Origin of the sequence: Mesorhizobium sp. WSM3626 (genome assembly GCF_000513935.1) — a bacterium.
GTDB classification, from domain to species: Bacteria; Pseudomonadota; Alphaproteobacteria; order Rhizobiales; family Rhizobiaceae; genus Mesorhizobium; species Mesorhizobium salmacidum.
The window spans coordinates 1-22,303 of sequence record NZ_AZUY01000071.1; the positions used below are offsets into that span (position 1 = coordinate 1).

Genomic DNA, 22,303 nt, shown 5'->3' on the forward strand with positions numbered 1-22,303 from the left:
GCGCGAGGAGTACCGCTTCCAACAAGGTTCGCGCCGAAGACGCTCCGGTTGTTGGAGAGCCAATGCCGCGCGGCGCCAACCGGCCATCATTGACGACGGCCCGCCTGAGCCCGCGAGGCAGGCCTTTGCTGCTGCGCGCAAAGTGGGCTCAGGGATAGCATAACATCCAACCCAGGATGGCAACGGGGCGCATAAGCCCTTCGCTTTAGGCGTGCTTGCGACGCACATGCGCTTGCCAAAATTCGCCCACTCAGGCCACGGGATTTCCGGCCTGTCATCCCTCTTCATCTTCCGTCTTCCGGGTGCGGTTTGGCTTCGGGAAATCCTGTTGCGGAGCCACACAAACATCTTGTGAGCAAACCTGCTCACTCTTGTAGTTGGCCAGGGCCTGCAGCAATTCCTGTCCAATCTGCCGTTTGGATTGTTTTGAGCCATCCTCCCAATCGGCGAGCGACTTCAGTGCCACTTCGATCAACTCGACCGCGCGATCCTTGTCGCCGCTCTCGTAAAAGTACTGACCGAGCGCCGGATAATACAGGAACTTGAAGGCGCCGTCGCCTGTCGCGGGCTCCAGAAGAGGGAGGATGTGTTCGGATAGCTCTTTGCCCATCGCGAAACGCTCGGCAGAAGGAAGGTACGAATAGTCCTCCTCCGGATGGAAGAGTTGTTGCAGCGCATAAGAGAGCCAATTCACGCAATTTTGGTTGATCGCGTCGCGAACGAAGAGCTGCATGGCCGGCAAGCCCGCGCGCATGTCCCGCATTTCGTGAATCAGCAGACGCGCATGGGACGTGCGGATGAGGGGATCGTCCGGGAACAATGCGACACCCTCTTCGATAGCCGTCAGCGCCGTGTGCCATTCCTGTGCCTTGAACGCCGCATAAAACTTGTCCAAAATCGGCGTCTTCACCGCTCGTTCACGCATTGTGGCTTCATCTTCGGCAACCCGCTTCGCGTCATCGGCTTTTGCTTGCTTGCTGGTGCGCCAGCGGCCGTTGATCACTTTGGGCAAGACCTTAGCGAGGTCCATCGGGTGACCGACAAAGGCGATGGCGCCATCACGATCGACAACGAACGAGGTCGGAATCCCGAGGGAGAGGCTGGGTTCCATCCAAAGCTTGTCCATTTCGCCCGCGAAGTCGAACGCTATCCGATAATTCAGATACGAGCAGTTTTCGGTCAACCACGCGTCCAGCTTAGTACGCGCTTCGTCCGCGGTCGGAGCATCTTCAGAACTTGCGACTCCGACAACCTCAAGCCCGCGATCCTTGTATTTCTCCTGGAGCTCCGCCAAATGGGGCATCGCCTCCACGCAGGGGCCACACCACGTCGCCCAAAACTCGACGATGTAGAGTTTCCCAGGCTGGAAGGCGGTCAGCGGCTCGCCACGCAGCCAGTTTTCCACCTTGATCGCAGGGGCCGGGGAATCCATCCGAAGCACCATGTCATTCTCCAACTATCGCCAGATGCGCTTTGCGCGAGCTTGTTCCCGTGGGAAACGGAACACACGACCGAAGCATATGGGCAGCCCTCAGTCCGTATTGCCGCTCTTCAGCTTAAGCAAAGGCCGTGCCACCTCGCTCAGCGCCAGTAAACCTATGACTCTGCTCAAGGACGCCTCATCGGCCAAGGTCGCCCTTTGTAGCAAAACCGCCATGGGGTTCTGTCGCTGTCAGATTTCGGACACGGACACCTATGTGTAGGCACTAGCCGGCGGCCAACATCGATGGTCGGCTTGTCGAGCAGCAGCAGTTCGGCGCTCGTCAGAAGCACGGGCGCGATCTCCACGACCTGTCTGCCTGTGCACAAGAGCCAGCCTGCCTGCCGATCGCCGACATTTCTCTAGCGCGATGAGGCGGGTTGCCGCACTCTGTCGCGAGCAGGATATCATCCTTAGCCAGTGCGCTGCCTCAGCACCGGCTTCCTTCTTAAGCGATGCTTCTCCTCAAAGACATGCGTGACGCCGTTGGGTGCAGACTCAACCCTGTCGGACTGCAGCTCAGCGCTGGAGACCGGATCGCCACATTGGCCTCAGCAGAACGCGGAAAGCTGATGATCCCTGCCGCCTCGGATCCGTCCACGCCCACGCCGGTGTCGACACGGCCGACCCCTCGTTAACGGACTTGTCCTCGCGCCGCTTGCGCCTTGCGGCTGCGATAGCCGCGATCCGATCGCATGAACGCCTCGAGCATATGGGGGATCAGAGCCGCCGCTTCGACGGGCTCATACAAGCGGCTGTATTCCGCCGCGTAGCGCTCCAGTTCATCCTTAAGCGGCTCGGGAAGCGAGATCGTCATGCGGACCGTCCCGAATTTTGGCAATGGACCAAGTTTCAGCTTCGCCATGCGTCGCCTCCGATAGAAAATGCGACCGAGACATGTTGACCATTGAGATCGCAATTTACGGCCGCCCGCAACGCGACCGTCACCTTGACTGGCCGATCATCGGGAATGGCGGAGAGCTTCAGCGTGGTCATGTCGGATCCTCCGCTGCACCGTACGGCGCCAGAACAAGATCGCGATTGACGATGACCCGAACCGGGAAACCCGGCCGGATGGTCAGTGTCGGCTGGACATTGAGCTGATTGCGCACGATCTGCTGGCCGACATTGCTGAGCGAATCCTGTGCGCCTTCGCGAATGGCCTTGGCGATATCACCTTGGTCATTGCTGGAACCAAGCGAGGTGCCGATCCCAAGCAGCGTCGAGAGCGCTGCAGCCCGAAACAGCTGGCCCCAGTGATGGTCGACCGCGTCCTCGAGCCCAGAGAACCCTTCAGTATCCGCGCCCTGCTGGCGCTCCAGCACAATGGAGGTGCCATTGGGCATGATGAGCCGGTTCCACACCAGCAGCACGCGCGACTGGCCGAAGGCGACCTGGCTGTCATACTGGCCAATCAGCTTTGCTCCTTGGGGGACGAGCAGGTATGACCCTGTCGGGCTATCATAGACATTCTCCGTGACCTGAGCGCTGATTTGGCCGGGCAGGTCAGAGCGGATGCCAGTGATCAGGGCAGCTGGAATGACCGTCCCGGCCTGCACAACGTAGGGCGAGGCTTTTTCGGCGAGGCGATCGGGACTGACGGTGCGGCGATCGGGCTTAGCATTGACGAAGGCGAGCTTGCCATCCTGCATATTTTGAGTCAGGCCCGGCTCAAGCGCCGGCAGCTCGGGTGACGACGCCAATCCTGACAAGGCGTCGCCGCCGCCAATTGCGCCGCCAGAACTCTGTCGCGCTGAATTGGCCCGCGAATTCGCGTCGGTGAACAGCTTTGCCACGCGGGCGGCCTCGATCTCAGCCAGGCGGCGTTGTTCGTCCGGATCGGCACGCGGTGTTTGGATGTCTGGAACCTGAACCTGCTGGCCTCGCTCTTGCGCGCGCAGGATCGGCCTTCCGAGATCGCCGGGCAATGCAGGCCCGAGTTTCGGGACGCCCGAATAGTCCTTCGGCAGGCCCTGCAGTCCGTCGGCGGTGGTACGGTTTTCCGTGGTGAACAGTTCGGATGACGGCTCGGCGCTGCGGCCTCTGCTATTGAGTGCCCAGAACAGCGTGCCGAGGATCGCGACGCTCGCGACGCCGCAAAGGCCAATGAGCACCTTGCGCGACAGTCGCGTCACCCTGGCGGGCTCAGGGCGCAGCTGCAGCTCCCCTTCGATATCCGGGTTATAGAAATTGGAAGTTTCGCTCATCGAAACAGCCCCACGCTGCGCTGCGGCTTCTTGCCGTCGGTCCGCACGATGCGGACGCGCCTTTCGCTGGTCTTGTCGCCCAGCCTCAGCTCGGCCGCGGCAAACAGCCGGTCGACGACATAGTAGTTCTGGCGTGCGCGGTAGTTGACCAGTTCAGCGCCACCTGACGGACCGATGACGAACAGCGGCGGCATTTGACCTTGACCGATGCCCGATGGGAATTCGATATAGACCTTCGCGCCGTCGTCGAAAGCGCGCAGCGGCTTCCAGGGCGCAGGGTCACCCTCGATGCGATATCGAAAATTGAGTTTCTGGATGTCGACGCCCGAAGCGACTGGCTGCGCGGCGGAAGCCTGAGCGTTCTGGCGCCGGAGGGCGATCAACTGGTCTTGCGGATATTGCCACGACACCGAGGCCATATAGGTCTTCTCGGTCGAGCGCAGTTCGAGATGATAGGTGCGCCTGTCGCTGTTGATGACAAGGTTGGTCTGGAGATCGGGGCGCGTCGGTTTGACGAGAATATGGACCTGAAGTCGCTCCCCTGCCCCACTTTGCGTATCGCCTATGATCCAGCGCACCGTGTCGCCGGCGGCGACAGGTCCTGAGCCGACAAGCTGCTCGCCGGGCTGCAGGGCAATGTCGGTGACCTGGCCGGGAGCGGCATAAATCTGGTAGAGCGCACCCTCGCTCCAGGGATAGAGCTGGATTGCGTTGATAAAGCCATCGCGTACAGGCTGCATGCGCGCCGCCTCATTCGCCTGGCTGATCCGCTGCTTCGGATCGGCCGGCTCAGTCTTCGCCTTGCTAATTACGACCGGCTTCAGCTGACCGGGAAGCGGGAGCGGTTTTGGAACCTCCACCACCTTCACCGGACCGGGAGGATCGGCTTTGCGGACAGCAGGCGCATCGTCGTAGTCGATCTCGGGCGGAATGTATTTTTTCGAGGCGCAACCGGCGAGCGCTGTCGCGGATAACAGGCCTACGGCAAGCATGCGCGTCATCGTGATACTGCGCGCGGTTTGTCTCGCCGATTTCCGTGTCCGTGCCGCACGCATCATGAAAGCTCCTTCGACCAGTTTATGGCGTTGACGTAGACACCGAGCGGATTGGCTTTCAGCCGCTCGGCATCGCGGGGTTGCTGAATCACGATTGTAAGGATGGCGGTCCAGCGCTCGGTGCTGGCCAGGCTGCCGTTTTCGTAGCGGCGCTCGATCCAGGCGACGCGAAACGAGTCCGGTGAGGCGCGGATGACGCTCGAGACGTCGATTGCCACCTGTACTTTGCCGACCTTGGCAAAGGGGTCGTTCAGGCGGGCATAATCGTTGAGAGAGACGGCGCCGCGATCGGTCGTGTAATCGTAGGCGCGCATCCAGTTCTGACGCACGATGACAGGATCGTCCGCGATACTTCGCACCTGCTCAATGAACCGGGCGAGATGCCATGCGATCTGCGGATCCGTGGGCTTGAACTCGACCATCGCCGGCGCCACCACCTGGGCCTCGCCAAACTTATCGATCTGGACCACCCAGGGAACGACGGAGCCCCGCGTCGATTGCCAGACCAACGCCGAACCGAAACCGCCGGCGAGCACGAGCGACCCGAAGGCCATCAGCCGCCAATTTCTCGCCTGCACCCGCGCCGAGCCAATGCGCTCATCCCACGCTTGGGCTGCGCGCTGATACGGCGTCTCCGGCTGAGTCGTCTTACCGTACCGGACCGAAGGTCGTTTGAAGGGGTTCATCGGTGATCATCCTGGTGGAGAGAGACATTCATCGAGCCGCCGCCGTGATCGCCGGAGCGGATGGAATGAGCGGCCGTGCTGGCGCCATGGCTCATGGCCTGGCCGCGCTTCATGCGAGCGGCCCATTCCGGCGGCGAGCCGGCTGTGGCATTGGAACGTGATGCGGGGGGCGGTCCGGCAAAGGAGGGATTTTTTGCGGCTGCGCTCATGGGGCCGGCCGGCGATTGCCCACCGGTAGCATTCCATCCCGCAGAACGACCGGATTGATTGCTGCTGCCGAGCGACGACGCGGCGCGCGACATGGCTTGCCTGACCGGCTGAACGGCGGCCCCGACGCCGGCTCGGGCGACCCCGCCCAGACCAGCGGCAACTGCGCCGGCACCACTCTGTCCTGAGGCAGCAGCGGCCAGGCCGAAGGCGGTGGACGTGCTTCCCGCCAGATGCGCACTGCCGCGCGCCGCTGCGGCCGACATGCGCCCCCCGGCACCAACAGTATTTGCGGCACCACTCAGTCCAGCACGCGTGCCCATGTAACCTGCGGCGCCAAGACCGGCGGCGGCGAGGCTCGTGCCGACCGCGGCACCCGCGCCGAGTTGCGGAGCGCCGGAGACAAGGCCCGTAGCAATGCCCGGGCCGAAGATCGACAGCCCCATCAGCGAAAGCGCGCCGAGAACAAGTGACAGCGCATCTGTAATGGTAGGTTGATCAGCGAAGCCTTGCGTGAATTCCCCAAACAGACCCGAGCCGATGCCGACGATGACGGCGAGCACCAGAATTTTGACACCGGAAGCGACAATATTGCCGAGCACTTTTTCGGCGAGAAAAGCCGTCCTGTTGAACAGCGCAAAGGGGATCAGCACGAAGCCGGCAAGCGTCGTCAGTTTGAACTCGATCAGCGTGACGAAGATCTGCACGGCCAGAATGAAGAAGGCGGTCAGCACGATCGCCCAGGCGATCATCAGAACGGCGATCTGGACAAAATTCTCGAAGAAGGAGACGTAGCCCATCAGCTGGCTGGCGGCTTCGAGGATCGGATTGCCGGCGTCGATACCCACCTGCGCGACGCGGCCTGGCTGCAGCAGCGCAGACTCGGAAAGTGTCGACCCTCCCGCCTTCAGACCCAGCCCGGAAAAACTCTCGAAGACGATGCCGGCCAGCCGATTGAAGTTGCCGATGATGAAGGCGAAGAAGCCGATGTAGAGCGTCTTCTTCACCAGCCTGTGCAGCACATCCTCGTCAGCGCCCCAGGCCCAGAATATCCCCGCTAGCGTGATGTCGATGACGATGAGGGTCGAGGTGAGGAAGGAGACTTCGCCACCGAGCAGGCCGAAGCCTGAATCGATGTATCGGGTGAATGTTTCCAGAAAGCGGTCGATGACCCCGGTATCGTTCATGGTGTCTTGTCCTCGCCGAGCGAGCGGTCGATACGGCCGAACCGGTCGTCGGCCGGCCACGCCGGTCGGTCGTGATTACCGGGCATGAAGAAGCGGCGTCGGCTTTCTTCCCAGGCGGCCTTGCAGGCAACGTCGTGGGTGGCCTGTTCGCCGAGCGTGCGGCAACGCGTGAGCTCACGGACCAGCGGACCACTATCGGGATCGGCCGGGCGCAGGATTGGCGGGGCGGTGTATTTGTCGTCGTTGCGCGAGATGATGGTGATGGCGACCGCCAGGGCGAGCGCCGTCACCCCGATCAAGCGGGCGGTCGTCTTAAAGTCCATTGGTGCAAACCCTTAATCGTGGAACATGCGCACGCTGCTCGGGCTGTAGCTTTTGCCCGCCATGAACCGGCTGAACTGTTCTCGCGCCTGTTCCTGGGCGGCTGCCTGCCTGGCGCTCTCAAGGGCTGCGGCCCGGCCTTGCGCGGCCATCATCGCGGTAAGATCGGCGACCTGCCTCGCCTGGACGGCGAGAAGCTGATTGCCGGCCTGCGTCGCCTGCAGGATGCCTACCGCCGACTGACTGGCCTCGACGGCCGTGCTCGTCTGCTCCCGCGTCCCCTCGATGTTGCCAACAGCGATAGCTCCGGCTTTCAAGGAATGCTCGAACGAAGCAACGGACGCTTGCCAGCGTTCACGCGCACCATCGACAAGCTGCCGCCCAGAGAGGTTCGAACCGAAATTCTCATAGGTCGACTTGAATTGGCTCTCGATGTCCTGGACGCTATAGGCAAGCCTGTCGGCCTCGCCGAGCAGGCTCTTCATCTCGGAGAAATTGTACTCGATCTGACCAAGCAGTGATGTCGGCAGCGAGGTGAGGTTCTTCGCCTGGTTGATCAGCATCTGCGCCTCGTTTTGGAGCGAGGTGACCTGGTTTTGGATCTGCTCCAGCGCGCGGGCGGCAGAGAGTAGGTTCTCGGTATAGTTTCTGGGATCGAAGACGATCAGTGCCGAAGCCGGGCTGCACGACAGGGCGACGCCGGCAGCGAGAACACTAGCAGCAGCCAGATGCCGGACACGGAGACGGTTGGGAACAGATTTCATTATGAAACCTCCTCTGCGGATTGGTCGACGATGTTGGTGAGGTGGGGAACGAGGTCGGCGGCCCAGGAAAGGCCACGATAGGCAAGCCAGGCCTCAAGGAAATTGGCACGGCCGCTCTCGGCGATGATCCGCTCGATTGAGGCCTGCTCAGCCTTTGACGAGGCGGCGCATAGGGCCAGCGCGATCGGACCGAGACCGAGCTCGAACAACCGATTGCCGCGGCGCGATTGGCAGTAGTAGTCGCGCTTCGGGGTTGCCCGTGCGACGATCTCGATCTGGCGATCATTCAGTCCGAAGCGTCGGTAGATTTCCGTGATCTGCGGCTCGATTGCCCGCTCGTTCGGCAGGAAGACCCGCGTTGGACAGCTTTCGACAATGGCCGGCGCAATCTTACTACCGTAGATATCGGACAGCGACTGCGTAGCGAAAATGACGGAAGCATTCTTCTTGCGAAGGGTTTTCAGCCATTCGCGCAGCTGTTGCGCGAAGCCGCCATCGTCGAGCGCCAGCCAACCCTCGTCGATGATCAGCAGCGTCGGCCGCCCGTCCATCCGCTGCTCGATGCGGTGGAAGAGATAGGCGAGCACCGCTGGCGCCGCGCCGGTGCCGATCAGCCCCTCGGTTTCGAAAGCCTGAACCGATGCTTCGCCGATACGCTCGTGTTCGGCGTCGAGCAACCGACCGTAGGGACCGCCGATACAGTAGGGTCGCAACGCCTGCTTCAGTGGCGTCGACTGCAGCAGCACCGACAATCCGGTTAGTGTCCGCTCTTGAACCGGCGAGGAGGCCAATGAGGTCAGCGCCGACCAGAGCTGCTCTTTGACCTCCGGCGTGACGGGCACGCCTTCGCGCAAGAGAGTGTCGACGAGCCAGTCGGCCGCCCAGGCCCGTTCGGGCGTTTGATGAATGTCGGCCAGGGGTTGCAGCGAAACGTTGCCGGTGTCATCGGTCAGGTCAGCGAATGTGAGCAGCGCAAGCGGATCATCTGGTCCCTGCCCGCTCGACGGGTTGCCGCCGAGATTCTGCCAGTCTCCGCCCATGGCAAGCACGGCCGCGCGGATCGATCCGCCGAAATCAAAGGCAAAGACCTGGTTGTCTGGATAACGCCGAAACTGCAGCGCCATCAGTGCGAGCAGAACCGACTTGCCGGCACCGGTGGGGCCGACGACAAGCGTATGGCCGACATCACCGACATGCAGGCTGAACCGGAACGGCGTTGAGCCCTCCGTCCTGGCGAAGAACAATGGCCACGCACCGAAATGCTCGTCAGTTGCCGGCCCCGCCCAGACCGCCGAAAGCGGGATCATGTGGGCAAGGTTTAGCGTCGATAGCGGTGGCTGGCGGACATTGGCATAAACGTGGCCCGGGATACTGCCGAGCCAGGCCTCGATGGCGTTTACACGCTCGACGATTGTCGTGAAGTCGCGTGACTGGATGGTCTTTTCCGTCAGCCGGAGTTTTTCGTCAGCGATTGAAGGATCGGCATCCCACACAGTCACAGTGGCAGTGACATAGGCTTCGCCGATCTGATCGGAGCCGAGTTCCTGAAGCGCGGCGTCCGCGTCGGCTGCCTTGTTGGCAGCGTCCGTGTCGACCAGGACCGATGCCTCATTGGTCATCACCTCCTTGAGGATCGCCGCGACCGATTTCCGCTTGGCGAACCACTGGCGGCGGATTTTGGTGAGCAGCCGGGTTGCATCGGTCTTGTCGAGCATGATTGCTCGCGTCGACCAGCGGTATGGGAAGGCAAGTCGGTTGAGTTCGTCGAGAATCCCAGGAAAGGTCGAGGTCGGGAAGCCTATGATTGTGAGCGTGCGCAGATGGGACTCGCCGAGCCGCGGCTCCAGCCCGCCGGCGAGCGGTTGATCCACCAGCAATGCATCGAGATGCATCGGCGTCTCGGGAACACGGACGCGATGGCGTCTGGTCGAGATCGTCGAGTGCAGGTAGGTCAATGTCTCGCTGTCGTTGAGCCAGTCGACTTCGGGAACGAAACCTTGGATGAGGTTCAGCATGCGGTCGGTGCGATCCACGAAACCTTTCAACAGCTCCCGCGAGTCCACACCGCTCTTTTCCCGGCCTTCATAGACCCAGCTCTCCATCCGAGATGCTTCCTCGGCCGGCGGCAGCCAGACAAAGGTGAGAAAATAGCTGCTTTCAAAGAGTTCAGCATGGGGCTCGCCGCCGCTCCACTGGGGCGACCCGCGGTCGGCCTCACCCTCGAATTGTTCGCGGCGTTCAAGATCCACCAACGCCGAGGCGCTGTCAGGGAAAAGACCTGCCGGATAGTGTTGCGCTGCAAGCCGAGCGGCTTCGACGAAGATCGCCCAGCCGGAGCCGAGACGGCGCAGCGCATTGTTGAGGCGACCCGTCGTGCCGACCAATTCGGCCGGCGTTGCACTGTCGAGATCGGGGCCGCGAAAACTCGCGGTTCGCTGGAACGAGCCGTCCTTGTTGAGGACGACTCCGGGTGCCACCAATGCAGCCCAGGGCAAATAGTCGGCGAGGTTTTGCGAGCGCTTGCGGTATTCGACGAGGTTCATCATTGGGAAAACTTCTCAGCAGCCGAAATGCGCGGGATAGCGAAGGTGCCGGCGAACCACGTCGACGAACTGGGGGTCGCGCTTCGCCGCCAGGACGGCCGCAAAATGACCGATTGCCCAGATCAGGACGCCGACGAGCCAGAGCCTAAGACCGAGCCCGACCGCGCCGGCCAGCGTGCCGTTGAGAATAGCGACAGCACGAGGCGCGCCGCCGAGCAAGATAGGTTCGGTGAGTGCACGGTGGACCGGCGCGAAGAAGCCGCGGACATCCTCCTCCATCAGATCAGCGCTCCGCCGCCGAACGAGAAGAAGGAAAGGAAGAACGAACTCGCCGCGAAGGCGATCGACAGTCCGAACACGATCTGGATCAGACGTCGGAATCCGCCCGAGGTGTCGCCGAAGGCCAGCGACAGGCCGGTGACGATGATGATGATCACCGCCACGATCTTGGCGACCGGTCCCTCGATCGATTCCAGGATCTGCTGAAGCGGTTGCTCCCACGGCATCGAGGAGCCGGCCGCATGGGCGGGCACGATCATCGTGGCCGCAGCAGCAGCAGTAGCGGCGAACGGCGGAAGGATCGCACCAATTTTACGGATAGACGATGAAATGAAGGAAAGCGGATTCATTCTGAGGCTCCAGAGGACTGCGAATTCGGGTTAGGGTCGGCTTCGATTTTGGCTTCGAGGATGCGGTAGTCGCCGGTGCTAGGATCGAGCCCGTCGACGAGTGCGATCTCGACGAGGCGGCGGGCCGAACCGCGGCCGGCAAGCACGGCGACGATGTCAATCGTTTCGGCGATCAGCGCGCGCGGAACGGTCACGACGGCTTCCTGAACGAGCTGTTCAAGCCGACGCAGCGCCCCAAGTCCGGAGCTGGCGTGGATCGTGCCAATGCCGCCCGGATGCCCGGTGCCCCACGCCTTCAAGAGATCGAGCGCTTCCGCGCCACGCACTTCGCCGATCGGGATGCGATCGGGGCGAAGCCGCAGTGACGACTTCACGAGGTCGGAGAGCGATGCGACACCATCCTTGGTGCGAAGCGCCACCAGATTGGGCGCTGCACATTGCAGCTCGCGGGTATCTTCGATCAGGACAATACGATCCGAGGATTTCGCGATTTCGGCCAGCAGGGCGTTGACCAGAGTGGTCTTGCCGGTCGACGTCCCGCCTGCAATCAGGATGTTCTTGCGCCTTGTGACCGCCAGTTGCAGCACGTCGGCCTGGCCCTCGGTCATGACGCCAGACGCGACGTAGTTCTGAAGCGTGAACACGGCAACGGCAGGCTTGCGGATAGCGAAGGTCGGTGCGGCCACGACCGGCGGAAGCAATCCCTCAAACCGCTCTCCCGTCTCTGGCAGTTCGGCTGAAACCCGAGGCGCGGCGGAATGAACTTCCGCGCCGACATGGTGGGCAACCAGCCGCACGATGCGCTCGCCATCGGCTGGGGTGAGGGTGTCGTCGGTAGCGGACAGTCCCTCTCTCAGCCGGTCGACCCACAGGCGCCCGTCAGGGTTCAGCATCACCTCGACTATGGCGGGGTCTTCGAGATAGCCGGCAATCGCTGGACCGAGCGCCGTCCGCAGCATGCGGGCGCCGCGCGAGACCGCTTCCCTGCCGGCGTGATAATTAATTGCCACGATGATGCCTGTTTCCTCGCGGCGATTTGGTTAGAGCCGCGATCGGGGATGATTAGAAGAAGCAGGAACAGGTGCCTTGCAACAAGCAAAACCGGCGATCGCGCCGCGACGTGAAGCGACTTGCAAAATGCGGTGCAGGCGCCCTCACTGGCTGACCCGGTTCGCTATCCCTCCCGAGAATCATTCGCGCCAGCGGGCGACGCGGGGACGATCGATGCGGGCGGCTAACACTGTCGGCGAGCGGACGACACCTCCTAGAAGCCCGATCTAATTCACACCATCCTCGGGCAAGACATCCTCCGAGATTTCCTGTCTCAGTTTCGGCCCTTTGGCGAGACGCCGTGCAAGGTCGGTGACAAAAGCGTCGTAACGCTCCGCGCCCTTGGCCCTCGCCGCCGCCTGTGCTGGTTCCGGCAACGGTGGATTGGTGGTCAGCCAGAAGCGCACGAACACCGCGAGCGTCTCCACCGAGATGCCTTGATCGCGTTCGATGCGGGTCATCCGGCGGTCGAGCTAATCGAGGCATTTGATGATTGCAGCCTCCCGGCGCTCGGCGGCGTCCGGCGACAGGAAGGAAGCGATTGCAGCTTCCGCGATCAGCGACCGGGATTTGATCCCGGCGTGCCGCATAGACCGACAGTGCCTTCCTGACGTCTGGGTCGAGATAAACCGACAGGCGCTGCTTCTTCGGCGGCTTCTTCGGCATCGCGTTTCACAGCTCTATGCCGTATTAGGATCGAGCGAGACCTGCCGGGCGACGCCCTGCATCATGCGCTTCATCCTCCATCTCTGCCTCGAGCACCTCCTGCATCACCGCACGGATCACTTCGTGCAGACCCTCAGGATTCGAAAGCAGAATGTCTTTGACGGCAGCGCTGGCGGTCTTACTCTCAATCTTGGTTTGTGCCGTTCCTTCGCGGAAATCAGGTGACGTTGAACATCACCAGCCTGCCATGACCGCCCTCTCTCAGCGAATTTGCAGAACTCTCAGCACACTACCACAGGCTGGGGCCAGAGAGCCAATGCGCTGGTTGTTGAGATTTGGACCTGACCTGCAGATCACTGTACGGGCCAGCCACATGAAGGCCTGACAGAAGACCGCACTCAATCACACATCGAAAAGGGCCAGAAGCCACTTGCATCACAGGCGGCAACCACAGAAGGCTCCGCAGCTGAGGCTACGAGAATGTCTGGAGGTAGGTGGTATCCCGGCCTGCGATCTTGCGCCTGCTCTTAGGGATCGCTTGTCGACGATAGCTCTAAGGAGGTTGAAGGCAAAGTGCCCGACGAAAGCCGTATTTGGTAGCCGAAGACGACGACGAGGGACCCAATGCAACCTGCTTTCGATGCCCCAATGGCCTTACACCGCCTACGCGGCCTGTCTGGCCGATAACGCGGCGGAACTGGACGCGTACGATGCTCCAGCCGCCGGCGACCGAGACCAGGTGATAGGGGCGGCCTCGCAGTTTCTCGCGAACATCGTCGATCAAAAGATCTTGCTGCAGCCTTTTCCAGGACGCTTGCGAGCGTCTCGCGGGCGACGGCTTCGCTGGCGGCAAAATGGTCGCCGCTGTTCGTTAATTCTTGCCAGCCCACTTCCGCGGGCTGGTCCAGACCGTCTTCATCTGGCCAGAGTTCTTCGACGTTTTAATGTGTGACCTCCAAAAATTATAAGACACGCCGATTGTCACTATTGCTATCGAATACCAATATTATCGGTTCTCAGTTCAGATATCGAGCTGTGGTGGAACTACAGAATGCTGAGCGCCAGCGAGCCAAATTGGGCGGTCCTCGAATGCTCGCCCCTTTGCAAGCCGCTCGCATAGCGTTTGCCACAGGGGATCGCCGGTGAATGCTGGCAAGCGGCCCCATGCCTCGCTCAAGCGCATCTCGCCATAGCAATCGATCAACTGCTCAAAACAGGACGAGCCATTCTGGGAGATTAAACTGAACGGATCGATGGCGTGATCAGGCGAGATCGTCCGATGGCCCCACATACCCGGCTCCTCATCGGAACCTAGGGAGGCGGCTAGGCTGCGATTTGCAGGTGCTGGAAACTCGGAGAGGGTAGATAACAAGGCGTTGCGCATAATTGGATAGTAGATGATCTGGCGACTACCGCCGAGCGCCCGCAATCCAGGAAGTATGGACATCACCAAAAATGACAGGAACAGACTGGGTATGATCTCCCCCTCGTTCAAAGATCGGACAAGGGCTGCAGGCGCGCATGGTGCAGAGAAGCTCCCTTCGGCATTCAAAAACACGCCGTCGCTCAATCGCATGGGAACGATGCGCCCTCCTGACAAATGCCAGAAAAAGTCCGTGGTCGTCTTTGCCCAGCCCCTCCACTGGCCGCGATTAAACGATTCGAGGTGGGCAAGCACTCTTTTAGCAAAAGAGCCTGCTCCAAACAGCGTTGACGAAAGCCACGATGACGGATCGCGAAGATGTTGGGCAACAAGTTCCCCCACGTCCATATCGTCGATTTGAAGTAACTGTAGATCCGATGCGAAAAACTGGCGCCAGAGGCTCTGATTAGCTGTCTTGATAGCATCGGCGGCCGAGGGAAAATCACCCTTTGGGAGAATTCTTTGTAATTGCTCGACTAGATGATCCGCACCAGTCATCTTTTCCGAAGTCGTCAGAGCAAACCGCTTTGGCGAATGGCGGCCGCAAATACTGTACGGGTCCATTTTGCTGCGCGACAAGCCGAACACATTGACGATTTTATCACCCAACCGCAGCAGACCGGGGCCTATCTTGCCGCCTTGACGGAATTTGACGTTCGAGACCGAATAAGACACATACCAGCCGTCATTATGCGCGCGAAGTCCTAAGGCACTAAAGATGTGCGTATAGAATGCATCGGGTTCAAAAATCAGATGACAATGTGGGCCGGTCTGAATGACCGGTCGACTGCGAAGCTGTTTGCCAAGTGTTTCAATCTGCTGACGCCCATAACCCAGACGTGAGGCGCGATCTGCAAGTAGCAGTTCCATCTGCTCCAGAGCGTGCTTACGGACAGGATCGCCAGCGGCTGGTTTCGCATTATAAACGGCATGCGCATATGCACCAGTTGGAAGTGTCGAGTACCGGGAAATGTACGGCATAAGCCACGCCAACGCTTCGGCTACGGGCCTTGGAGACAACGATTCCATTGCATTTAATCCCTGGTTTTTGACCAGGTCTACCCGGTCGACGACTGAAAGCTGCCCATGCCTCGACGACGATGACGCCGAACTACGCGGAGGCCACGGACCCTAACTCGAGCATCGGCCAGTGCAATTGGCCCATACACAATTAACCTGATCCCATTGCCAGATTCGGACTGCCCTTCATCCGCCCGATAAAGGGACCCGGATTATGCGCAGGAGATCGGCATCGGTCAGCTTTCGGCCGACCAGCACCGGACCCGCTAGTATCGCACGCAGTGGCCAATCGCCGGTCGACAGAGCCCGCAACAAGCCGGCCCCGCCGCTCACTGATTACCATCCCGAGAACACCATAGAAGTGACGTCTGCACGCTGTTAGATTCAAGAATGCAACCATGTCCTCCGCCACACCCGTACCTGCCATGCTGCGCGCCAGGCGTACCGCAAGAACGCGCCCCGCCCTAAACGATGCATTGCGCGAGGCGTCGACCCTTGAACGGCTTCACTCATATGATGGATGTCCCAAGCTTCGAAATGGTGGTAGTTCAACTGCCAATCCCGGCAGCGAAGCGGGAGCTTCTATGTAGACATATTCATTGGGGATGCAGGGCGGGGCCATCGCCGAAATAAGGCGCTGCAGATTGTCTGCGCTGTTGCTGGCCGCAAGCGTGTAGAAATTGCCGCTATTCCACGTCACGCATCCATATTTGAAATACGCGGCCAACGCTGAGGATATATCATTAAGCGTAGTCTCGTTGAGATTCATTCGCTTCAGGATAACCTCGTTCTTCTTTTTGATCTCATCCGGATCGAAGAAACGGATTTTATATCCGTAATCTTTCTGAAGTTCACGACGCAAGTACTCCCCCCCGTCGGCCTGCCTGAATTTCTCTAGGAATAGGAAAATGCCGTCGTCTTTCAAATTGCGTTTCACAAAGCCAATCTGCTCCTTTCGATTGGCAGAATACATTTGGAACGTGGTGTCCTCCAAGATGATGTCGAACCTTTCGGAAAAATGCCTCAAACTAGGCGTCGACGCTATTCTACTCCGCGTGAGGTGATGGAACGGGCCAAGGAAGAATACTGCATGTGCGGGGCGCCCGTGGAGAAAGAAGCTCTGCTCGTTTTCCTTGTTAGGACTGCACGAGAGGGTTTTAATCTTGCCGTTGCCCAGCTTGGCTAGCGCACGAGCGAGTGTGCCCTCGGCGTCTCCCAGTACATAGATGCGAGCCGCGCAATCATCATTTGCAATAGCGCATCCATATCGTAAGAAGGCATCGCCAAGGCGAACCGCCTCCTCTAGGCGATAAGGGATACTGCCAAAATAATGAGGGTCGAAACGGCCCCAGAGCTGGCGATGTACCTCGGCGAAGCTTTCCAGCGACATATCCCCTTTGAAAAGGCGCGCATCAACGCTCGGCACTTTGATCGGAACTCCTGATCGCCCCGCAGCAGTTTCCGAAAAAAAATCGGCCATTTCATTCAATCGTGGTGCCTTATCGCACTCCACAAAAAAGTCTCGCATCTGCGACTCCATTTCGCACTCCCTAAGGCGAATTGCTCAACGCACAACCTCCGGCAGCGCGCGCATGACAGTACCCGCACACATGGACGGGCTCTTCGATAGTTTTGATGACGTTGCCGGCTTCTCAAAGAGAGCGTGGGCGTCCCAACTCAGTTGGATCGAGTTTGTCGTCCGCAGCCTTTCCATGGAGTCAAGTAGCCCAATGATAACAACCTCGCCCGCCACGAAATTGCGGGCAGCGAATACGCCGCAGCCCCTATCGTCACTGGTGTCGAGCACGCTTACGTCAGGTACGTTGAGCCGCCTTGCGCAGCCGACGTCGTCTGTGAAGATACACGCGCCTTGGTCTATGTGTGCAGTCGGCATGGCCAAATTCCTATGGTTGCTTCGGCATCATCCAGGATTGCTACTCTTGGTGCCCGGTCGCAAGCTCTCCCTCGCAATGAAGGTCTCAAAATCTATGCCATTCTGACTGATCGAGGCGAAAACGAATCTTTTGAATGCTTTTCAGCCATTTAGCTTAAGACAACGAGAGAATGGCTAAACAAGCCTGTGGCGGACCCGACAAACCCGACAGAGGATGTCGGAAGGGCTTTGTTCGACACCGCTATGCGTTGACCCACCCGTATATATCAGTGCGCCCCAAGGGCGCGTACGCTCACGAAGGTCCCATCGAGTATCCTGGAGGAGAAAACGCCGGATGAACTCGTCTGGATCCAGGCGCATGACCTTGGCGGCGCTTTGCCGCAATACTTCAGGTGTGGGAAGGGGCACAGCTGCGCCGTCGTGCTGTGCCAAAGCTCCGGGCCGCGGTTGCTGCCGGTTCACTGACGGGATTCTGGCCATGTCAGGACACCCGGCGGTCCAACAGGCCCTGCGCAACCACCATTTCGAGTCGCTCCTTCTCTCGAGTCTCTATGTCTCTGTCTAAGCTTAATCCGGCCGGACGGCCGTGGTACGTGATCTTTATGCTCGTCTAGGAGGGGCGGCGCCGCGAGGCGTCCTCCTATGCCGATCAATCTTACAAATCTCATCCAGCTCTAGCAGGGAAGGCTTCGCGCGACTTCTCTTGCGGCGATCGACGGGTGCGCCGATCAAGACGGATCGGCGCACCCGTCGAAAGCATCCTGCTCGAGGCCTTGAGGCCGGACAAGATCGCCATCGCCATCGCCGTCCTGGGCCAGATCGAAGAGAAGACGCATCGGCTTGGGCGGCAGTGGGCGCTGCGGCGCGAGCGGGCGCGTTATGAGGCCGAGTGAGCGCAGCGCCAATATGATGCGATCTGCCGGAGAACCGTTTGGGGGTGGCGCGTTACTGAAGCGCGTGTGGCAAGAGAGGGGACCAGTGCAACGAGGCCATTGATGCCGGGGCGTAAGTCGAGCGGCCGCGACGCCACGCGACGTTCACGCATTCACCGCCCGCACATGCAAGGCGTCCACGAACGCGGCCGACAGGGTCGGATCGACCGAGTCCGTCAGGACGAGCCGGCTTTCACCGATCTCGAGCTCAACCCGATCGGCCGATGCGGGCACCTCGTGCTTCGCTGCGCCGGCGTGCTCGACCGGCCGGTCCTCGCCCGCGATCGGAATTGCACAAACTGCAGGGTCGGCCTCCTTCTCCGCAGCCGCTTTCACCTGCACCAGCCTGTCGGCGCCAGAGCCGGAACCTGGAGCCGAATTTTGAGAGTCGCCGCCGCTCCGCGATGGGCGACATCAATGCGGAGCACCGGATGGCCCGCAACTATCTCGCCGGAGAGCAGGGCGATGCGTCAACCCAATCCGGACCTCCGCCGACTACAACTTCTCGCTCCTGCTCAGTGGCTCAAGGGTTCTTTGTGGCTTCTCCTCGCCGCCGTCCACCATCAGCCGATCAAACTCGAAGCCCTGATCCCGCTCATTGCTCACGGCCGAGGTCAAGTTTTCCCGTCTTTTCCGTGTCGTCTCTCTGCTGTGCCTAAGGTGGTGCCCTTCGCGACCCAATTCTTGCCCGTTGCTGTAAGCCTGACAAAACTGTCCTACAGCGAACAGATAGAATCGGATACGGAAAACCAACTTATTGAACCGACACTTTTTTCGCGCTGGCATAGTTCCTGCTTTTCTTATCGTGACATCTACGCGAGAAGCACTTGATCGGAATCTTGAAGATAGCGCAAGCTTGTCGGGTACTCGATCAGAATGGGATCGTGTGGGCGAGAACCTGGCATAGGCAAGCGCTGCGCGCGCGGTCTAGCTGCAATGCCGGCTGCTGCGCTGCTTAAGCCTAACATCGAAAAGGCAATAGACTATGCGGATCATCGATACCAAGTTTGCCGAGTTCCGAGCCGAACATGTCGACGAGACGCTGGAGCTCACGGCTCAGGCCGGGTGGACCAACTTCATGGACAATTTGTTGATGCTTCTGGACTTGGGCTGCGGCTATGTGGCTACTATGAACAATCATCTCGTCGGGTCGATTTGCATGACGTTCTTTGGAGAGGTCGCGACTATCGGTCTTCTGGTTGTCGACGAGAAGATGCGTCGCCAGGGAATCGGTGGTCAACTCATGAGACTCGCCCTAGAAAAAGCGGGCGAACCCGAATGCCGCCTCATAGCAACGTCCGATGGAAAGCCGCTCTATCTCAAGCTCGGATTTGATCGGTTGGAAGCTGTGCATACTCATCGAGGGGTAATTCCTTGCATGGAGGCCCAGCATGGGGCTGAATGGGCAACCCGAGATGATCTAGAGCAGATTTCCGATATCGACCGAAGGGCTACGGGACTAGATCGGCGAACGCTGATATCCACACTTTGGAACAAGGGATTGGTTGCCGTTATCCGGCATGCGGGGAAGGTGGTTGGCTATGCTGCGATCCTACGGTACGGGAGTGTCGAAGTCGCCGGGCCGGTCATCGCATGTGACACCTACCAAGCAAGACGCCTGTTATGCTTGCTTTTTTCACAACGTCTCGGAGCATTGACTCGCGTAGTTCTCCGTCAGCAGTCCGGGCTCGCAGAATGGCTGAACTCTATCGGGATCGCGGAAGTGTCAACAGCCACGGCGATGTGCCGCGGCGAGGCCCACGCTGATACGGAACCACCCTTCCGCACTTATGTGCTTGCTTCAAGTCAGTTCGGTTTTCCATAATTGGACAGCTCGGTTGCAAGCTCCAGTGCCTCGCCGATCCCCTATGTGTCTTGGCTTGACGCTTTCCGGAAGTTCCAGGGGGATGAGCTCCTCGATTCGGCTTTGAGGATGGCCATCTATGATCACCCAGGGTTTCCGCGATGTAGGAGACCGGATTGATGTCGCTCAGGTGCAGCTCGCCACGACGGAGGTCAGCACTGCCCAATTTTCGGACCCGACCTCATGCGCCGCAAATTGCGCATTTTTTAGTTTATGTAGACCTTTGCAAAATGCAGAGCGTTTTTATGGCGGTGCACAGAAAGGGGTGGCGAAAGTACGGGATCGCGACGGTGAGCTAGAGACATGTTGGACTGAGCCGCCGGCCTGTCCGCTATTGTCGTTCAATTGAGGCCGCACCCGTGAACAGACGTTGCGTGGTGATGCGGACGCGGCGATTGAAGGTTGGTGACGTTGCCCAGTTTTTATCCAGTTCTGAGTTCGTTTCCGGCGTTGGTTACCCCGTCGGCCAGGTGAGGCGACGGGCAGCGGAGCAGCCATTCTGCATCGGGTTGCCGGGTTCGATGTGGTGGAACATGACCGCCTGATCGAGGCTCTGCAGGCCTATGACCGACCCGTGGTTTGCGACTTCGAAGCGACGGGCGCGGTCGGCAAGCAGGATCTGGCCACCGATCAGCCCGCCCAACATCTCTCGGGCGGGCAGGTGTGTGGGACCGGCTACTGAAGCCGCTTCAAGGGCTTACGATGGGGATATCCAAATGTCCCTCAAGGGCCTCACGCCCTACGAATTCATCTGCAAGACGTGGACACACAGCCCGAAATCAAGCTGTTCGCCGTTTGCGATGGCCTCCTTGATTCAACGGCACGGCCGACCCTCCTGCGCCAGGCATAGTGAACTCGCTGCCATAGCACCTCGCTGTCCCGGTAGCACCTTTCGCGCATGGTCGTGAGCGACGATGCTCGGAGCCTTTGAGGGCTTCGACACATGACGATTTCAGAGCTTACGCTTAAGTCCAGGGACGAGGATCCGGTTCGACGGCTTGAGATATTCACGGGTTCTGGACGGCGGCGCGAATGGTTGCTCGGAGGAGAAGGCGCGGATCGTGGCGGAAAGCTACGATGCTGGCGAGACCGTCAGCGCGGTGGCTCGGCGACATGCATTGGTCCGCCGGTCCGCGCGTGTGCCGTTGGCGAATGCGCCGGCACCGGAGCCGTTGTTTGTTCCAGCAGTGGTCGCGGCACAGGAGCCCGAACCGGCGGGGAAGCGCGCGAGATCGACACGGAAGCGGAAGGCCGCGCGAGAAGCCGGCGTGATCGAGCTGGAGATTGACGGCGTCGCCATGCGGGTCGGTCGTGGCGCCGACGCTAGGACGGTGGGGCGGTGATCCGTGCGCTGAAGGCGCCGTCGTGATCGGGCCGACGGGTGCGGCCAAGGTGATGGTTGCGACGAAGCCGGTGGACTTCCGCAATTATGTGGAGCGCTGGATTATGCAGAGTAGGCCGCAATCAAGCCAACTTCAAGGTGTTAGAGCGCTCAATCGCTTTCTTGCTCGGCATAATTTTGTCGTCTCTCGACGTCATTTGACCTTGAGAGGGGACCACATTGTCAAAGTCGAAGGAAGTTATGCTCGAATGCACGCGATTGATGGACCCGGGCGCCTTGCGACCGTTCGTGGAAGCGTTCACGAGCCGATTGTTGAGCCTGGGACACACCCGCCTGACGGTGTCAGGCTACGAAGCCTCGGCTCGTCACTTCGGACATTGGCTGCAAAGCGCCAAGATCGCTGTCGCGGAGATCAACGAGGATACGGTTCGCCGTTTCGCGCGACATCGATGCCGCTGTCCCGGCGTGCGACGAGCCGATCGCCTGTCCGCCAAATACGTGAACCGGGCGCGGCGGTTCGTGAGTTTTCTGGCGGAATGCGGGATCGTGACGCCATGGACGCAGGATGAGCCGCGTGCCCACGACGACCATGTCCTTGCATTCCAGATTTGGCTGAGACGGCACCGGGGCATTTCTGAGCGCACAATCGATCGCCATGGCCGGATGGTGATGCGGCTGCTTCCCGCTTTGGGTCCCGATCCAAGGCATTACGATGCCCGCCTCATTCGGCAAGCGATCCTGGGGGAAGCGCAGCGCAATTCGCGGGCAAACCTCAAGACGATGACGATGGCGCTACGGGGCTACCTCAGATATTTAGCAACCCAAGGCCTATGCCGGTCGGGGCTTGATCATGCGATCCCGACGGTGCCGCAATGGCGGTTGGCGGCCTTGCCGCGCTACATCTCCACGGCGGAGGTCGAGCGGGTTATCGCGTCGTGCGACATCACGACGCCAATGGGCGTCCGCGACCGCGCAGTGCTTCTCCTGCTTGCACGTCTCGGCCTGCGCGCCGGCGACATTTCGGGCATGCGCC

At 60.2% G+C, this 22,303-nt stretch carries 20 protein-coding genes and 4 pseudogenes; 4 read left to right on the forward strand and 20 right to left on the reverse strand.

Going from position 1 to position 22,303, the window contains the following annotated elements; all coding sequences use genetic code 11:
* Positions 1-274 precede the first annotated feature (274 nt).
* From M653_RS0129690 to M653_RS0129775, 18 genes and pseudogenes are all read right to left on the reverse strand, one after another.
* Positions 275-1,444, reverse strand: a complete 1,170-nt coding sequence (locus M653_RS0129690; RefSeq protein WP_027146574.1) for a TlpA disulfide reductase family protein — start codon at positions 1,442-1,444, stop codon at positions 275-277.
* A gap of 670 nt (positions 1,445-2,114) precedes the next feature.
* Positions 2,115-2,345: a DUF2274 domain-containing protein gene (locus M653_RS0129700; protein ID WP_027146575.1), complete on the reverse strand. Its 231-nt coding sequence runs from the start codon at positions 2,343-2,345 to the stop codon at positions 2,115-2,117.
* Complete coding sequence (locus tag M653_RS1000000136350) at positions 2,333-2,476, reverse strand: DUF2274 domain-containing protein (RefSeq protein WP_084637037.1); 144 nt, start codon at positions 2,474-2,476, stop codon at positions 2,333-2,335. The genes M653_RS0129700 and M653_RS1000000136350 overlap by 13 nt, the downstream gene beginning before the upstream one ends.
* Positions 2,473-3,687: a TrbI/VirB10 family protein gene (locus tag M653_RS0129710; protein WP_027146576.1), complete on the reverse strand. Its 1,215-nt coding sequence runs from the start codon at positions 3,685-3,687 to the stop codon at positions 2,473-2,475. The genes M653_RS1000000136350 and M653_RS0129710 overlap by 4 nt, the downstream gene beginning before the upstream one ends.
* Positions 3,684-4,679 carry a P-type conjugative transfer protein TrbG gene (trbG, locus tag M653_RS0129715; RefSeq protein ID WP_245262398.1) on the reverse strand — a complete coding sequence of 332 codons (996 nt, stop codon included), beginning with the start codon at positions 4,677-4,679 and terminating at the stop codon, positions 3,684-3,686. Before trbG ends, M653_RS0129710 begins: the two co-directional genes overlap by 4 nt.
* Positions 4,680-4,741: 62 nt before the next feature.
* Complete coding sequence (trbF, locus tag M653_RS0129720; protein ID WP_027146578.1) at positions 4,742-5,428, reverse strand: conjugal transfer protein TrbF; 687 nt, start codon at positions 5,426-5,428, stop codon at positions 4,742-4,744.
* Positions 5,425-6,822 carry a P-type conjugative transfer protein TrbL gene (gene trbL / locus M653_RS0129725; RefSeq protein ID WP_027146579.1) on the reverse strand — a complete coding sequence of 466 codons (1,398 nt, stop codon included), beginning with the start codon at positions 6,820-6,822 and terminating at the stop codon, positions 5,425-5,427. The genes trbF and trbL overlap by 4 nt, the downstream gene beginning before the upstream one ends.
* On the reverse strand, positions 6,819-7,145 hold the full coding sequence (trbK-alt, locus tag M653_RS01000000133940; protein WP_051442871.1) for a putative entry exclusion protein TrbK-alt: 327 nt from the start codon (positions 7,143-7,145) through the stop codon (positions 6,819-6,821). The genes trbL and trbK-alt overlap by 4 nt, the downstream gene beginning before the upstream one ends.
* Positions 7,146-7,157: 12 nt before the next feature.
* On the reverse strand, positions 7,158-7,907 hold the full coding sequence (gene trbJ, locus M653_RS0129735; protein WP_032936449.1) for a P-type conjugative transfer protein TrbJ: 750 nt from the start codon (positions 7,905-7,907) through the stop codon (positions 7,158-7,160).
* Positions 7,907-10,453, reverse strand: a complete 2,547-nt coding sequence (trbE, locus tag M653_RS0129740) for a conjugal transfer protein TrbE (protein ID WP_027146581.1) — start codon at positions 10,451-10,453, stop codon at positions 7,907-7,909. The genes trbJ and trbE overlap by 1 nt, the downstream gene beginning before the upstream one ends.
* Positions 10,454-10,465: 12 nt before the next feature.
* The gene (locus M653_RS0129745) at positions 10,466-10,729 is read right to left on the reverse strand and encodes a VirB3 family type IV secretion system protein (RefSeq protein WP_027146582.1); all 264 of its coding nucleotides are present in this window, start codon (positions 10,727-10,729) and stop codon (positions 10,466-10,468) included.
* A complete protein-coding gene (locus M653_RS0129750; protein WP_245262400.1) occupies positions 10,729-10,989 on the reverse strand; it encodes a TrbC/VirB2 family protein in 261 nt (86 codons plus the stop codon). Before M653_RS0129750 ends, M653_RS0129745 begins: the two co-directional genes overlap by 1 nt.
* Positions 10,990-11,075: 86 nt before the next feature.
* Positions 11,076-12,038, reverse strand: coding sequence for a P-type conjugative transfer ATPase TrbB (trbB, locus tag M653_RS0129755; RefSeq protein WP_027146584.1), 963 nt, complete (start codon positions 12,036-12,038; stop codon positions 11,076-11,078).
* Between the two features lie 318 nt (positions 12,039-12,356).
* Positions 12,357-12,795: pseudogene (locus tag M653_RS1000000134820) on the reverse strand (CopG family transcriptional regulator).
* Between the two features lie 472 nt (positions 12,796-13,267).
* A pseudogene (locus tag M653_RS1000000137970) lies at positions 13,268-13,494 on the reverse strand (ISAs1 family transposase); the annotation flags it as partial.
* A gap of 16 nt (positions 13,495-13,510) precedes the next feature.
* Positions 13,511-13,703, reverse strand: a pseudogene (locus M653_RS1000000137975) (SMC-Scp complex subunit ScpB); the annotation flags it as partial.
* Positions 13,704-13,816: 113 nt separating this feature from the next.
* Complete coding sequence (locus tag M653_RS0129770; protein ID WP_245262399.1) at positions 13,817-15,088, reverse strand: hypothetical protein; 1,272 nt, start codon at positions 15,086-15,088, stop codon at positions 13,817-13,819.
* A 655-nt stretch (positions 15,089-15,743) separates the two neighbouring features.
* Complete coding sequence (locus M653_RS0129775) at positions 15,744-16,778, reverse strand: class I SAM-dependent methyltransferase (RefSeq protein ID WP_027146586.1); 1,035 nt, start codon at positions 16,776-16,778, stop codon at positions 15,744-15,746.
* A gap of 1,073 nt (positions 16,779-17,851) precedes the next feature.
* Here M653_RS0129775 and M653_RS1000000137125 point away from each other — a divergent pair.
* Complete coding sequence (locus M653_RS1000000137125) at positions 17,852-18,025, forward strand: hypothetical protein (protein ID WP_156938316.1); 174 nt, start codon at positions 17,852-17,854, stop codon at positions 18,023-18,025.
* 144 nt (positions 18,026-18,169) lie between these two features.
* Here the strand turns inward: M653_RS1000000137125 and M653_RS0129790 are convergent, their stop codons facing one another.
* Complete coding sequence (locus M653_RS0129790) at positions 18,170-18,406, reverse strand: hypothetical protein (RefSeq protein WP_027146588.1); 237 nt, start codon at positions 18,404-18,406, stop codon at positions 18,170-18,172.
* 41 nt (positions 18,407-18,447) lie between these two features.
* Here M653_RS0129790 and M653_RS1000000137980 point away from each other — a divergent pair.
* Positions 18,448-18,625: pseudogene (locus M653_RS1000000137980) on the forward strand (IS5/IS1182 family transposase); the annotation flags it as partial.
* A 424-nt stretch (positions 18,626-19,049) separates the two neighbouring features.
* Positions 19,050-19,889 (forward strand): GNAT family N-acetyltransferase, encoded by an 840-nt coding sequence (locus tag M653_RS0129800; protein WP_051442872.1) that lies wholly within the window; start codon positions 19,050-19,052, stop codon positions 19,887-19,889.
* A 493-nt stretch (positions 19,890-20,382) separates the two neighbouring features.
* On the opposite strand, the gene M653_RS0129805 is transcribed toward M653_RS0129800, so the two are convergent.
* Entirely contained in the window at positions 20,383-20,571 is a 189-nt protein-coding gene (locus M653_RS0129805; protein WP_156938318.1) for a hypothetical protein, read from the reverse strand.
* 918 nt (positions 20,572-21,489) lie between these two features.
* Between M653_RS0129805 and M653_RS0129815 the strand changes: the two genes are divergently transcribed.
* Positions 21,490-22,303 (forward strand): integrase (locus M653_RS0129815; RefSeq protein WP_032936458.1); only part of this gene is annotated, 814 nt, incomplete at its 3' end.

Bases quoted from the DNA above. Each gene is read 5' to 3' on its own strand.
- M653_RS0129690 (WP_027146574.1), bottom strand. From the start codon at position 1,444: ATGGTGCTTCGGATGGATTCCCCGGCCCCTGCGATCAAGGTGGAAAAC.
- M653_RS0129700 (WP_027146575.1), bottom strand. From the start codon at position 2,345: ATGGCGAAGCTGAAACTTGGTCCATTGCCAAAATTCGGGACGGTCCGC.
- M653_RS1000000136350 (WP_084637037.1), bottom strand. From the start codon at position 2,476: ATGACCACGCTGAAGCTCTCCGCCATTCCCGATGATCGGCCAGTCAAG.
- M653_RS0129710 (WP_027146576.1), bottom strand. From the start codon at position 3,687: ATGAGCGAAACTTCCAATTTCTATAACCCGGATATCGAAGGGGAGCTG.
- trbG (WP_245262398.1), bottom strand. From the start codon at position 4,679: ATGCTTGCCGTAGGCCTGTTATCCGCGACAGCGCTCGCCGGTTGCGCC.
- trbF (WP_027146578.1), bottom strand. From the start codon at position 5,428: ATGAACCCCTTCAAACGACCTTCGGTCCGGTACGGTAAGACGACTCAG.
- trbL (WP_027146579.1), bottom strand. From the start codon at position 6,822: ATGAACGATACCGGGGTCATCGACCGCTTTCTGGAAACATTCACCCGA.
- trbK-alt (WP_051442871.1), bottom strand. From the start codon at position 7,145: ATGGACTTTAAGACGACCGCCCGCTTGATCGGGGTGACGGCGCTCGCC.
- trbJ (WP_032936449.1), bottom strand. From the start codon at position 7,907: ATGAAATCTGTTCCCAACCGTCTCCGTGTCCGGCATCTGGCTGCTGCT.
- trbE (WP_027146581.1), bottom strand. From the start codon at position 10,453: ATGATGAACCTCGTCGAATACCGCAAGCGCTCGCAAAACCTCGCCGAC.
- M653_RS0129745 (WP_027146582.1), bottom strand. From the start codon at position 10,729: ATGGAGGAGGATGTCCGCGGCTTCTTCGCGCCGGTCCACCGTGCACTC.
- M653_RS0129750 (WP_245262400.1), bottom strand. From the start codon at position 10,989: ATGATCGTGCCCGCCCATGCGGCCGGCTCCTCGATGCCGTGGGAGCAA.
- trbB (WP_027146584.1), bottom strand. From the start codon at position 12,038: ATGCTGCGGACGGCGCTCGGTCCAGCGATTGCCGGCTATCTCGAAGAC.
- M653_RS0129770 (WP_245262399.1), bottom strand. From the start codon at position 15,088: ATGGAACTGCTACTTGCAGATCGCGCCTCACGTCTGGGTTATGGGCGT.
- M653_RS0129775 (WP_027146586.1), bottom strand. From the start codon at position 16,778: ATGGAGTCGCAGATGCGAGACTTTTTTGTGGAGTGCGATAAGGCACCA.
- M653_RS0129800 (WP_051442872.1), top strand. From the start codon at position 19,050: ATGCGGATCATCGATACCAAGTTTGCCGAGTTCCGAGCCGAACATGTC.